Here is a 1,022-nt window from a genome sequence, read left to right on the forward strand (position 1 = left end):
GTAATGTGTTATGGTCTGAAAATCCTCCTCAGAGTCAAATACTGTTTAAATAACAGGGGGTGAAACTAAACACGCCCGCCGCAAAGAGAACGTATAAGTATACAAAAAGTCCAAACTTTCCATGGATTGAGGGCACGCCGCCGATGGTGTAGAGCATGTAGGCGACGCCGAGCGTGAGTAATCCCACGGCCGAATAGACAAAAAGATGGTGGATCCGGTGGTTGTGTTTTTTGGCATAATAGATTCCGAAAAGGAATAAAATGAGTGCCGTGCTCTGAATCACTGCATGCAATTGAAACGGCTCCACTAAAATCACCCGTCGAGCTGTAGCTCCCCATAACCCCTCGCTATGTTGTGCTTGGTCGTGAAGTCATCCGCATCGGCTAGAGCAAAGATGAAGCTTATTTTCTGTCCGGGAGTAAAGGCCTTATCGTACTGATCTCCGGTATTGAGCTTCCTCTTGAACTCTATTATCGTAACCCCGTTCTCCTCTTTGCCGGCATACTCAAGAATATCACTACTTCCGCCAAGCTTCTCGTCGGGTGGATGTGGGCCGTAGGTTCCGGTGGAATAAGCATCGATCACAACGGTGTTGCCGTCTTGAACCCATCCAAAAACCATGTCTGCATCCTTCATCTTGTCAGTGGGTTCAAATCCTATAGCCACCCATCCGGAGGTTTGGCCCTTAAGGGCCATGTAAAGGTAAGTGTCGTCGTTTCTCCAGTAAACGGTGAGTTTTCCTCCGGCGAGTGAGAGCTCGTGGGGATATTCATTTTGCCCTATAATCCCGTCTGCTTTCCACTCCTCGAGCTGAACCGGAGAAGTCGAGGTGGTGGGTGTCTGGGCTGGAGAAGATGTCGTACCTCCACCCGTTCTGCCTACCAGTAAAGTGCGTGTAGGGCGTTAATTTCGTAACGGGTAGGCTTCCCTCCTCCCGTCTTCATTGGAGGGCTTTCGGGGGGAACGGAGACTCCCCACATCTTCAGGGCTTTCAAGCGAATATTCCACGAGCCAACCACATC

Annotated in this window: 1 protein-coding gene and 1 pseudogene; both read right to left on the bottom strand. The window is 50.1% G+C overall.

Translation table 11 applies throughout. The features are described from left to right. Positions 1-312: 312 nt before the first annotated feature. Complete coding sequence (locus tag GBV73_RS11060) at positions 313-885, bottom strand: DOMON domain-containing protein (protein WP_152881354.1); 573 nt, start codon at positions 883-885, stop codon at positions 313-315. After that, positions 879-1,022 (bottom strand): annotated as a pseudogene (locus tag GBV73_RS11445) (RNA-guided endonuclease TnpB family protein); the annotation flags it as partial. The gene GBV73_RS11060 and the pseudogene GBV73_RS11445, both read right to left, overlap by 7 nt.

It is taken from the genome of Thermococcus sp. 101 C5 (genome assembly GCF_009372125.1).
GTDB classification, from domain to species: domain Archaea; phylum Methanobacteriota_B; class Thermococci; order Thermococcales; family Thermococcaceae; genus Thermococcus_A; species Thermococcus_A bergensis.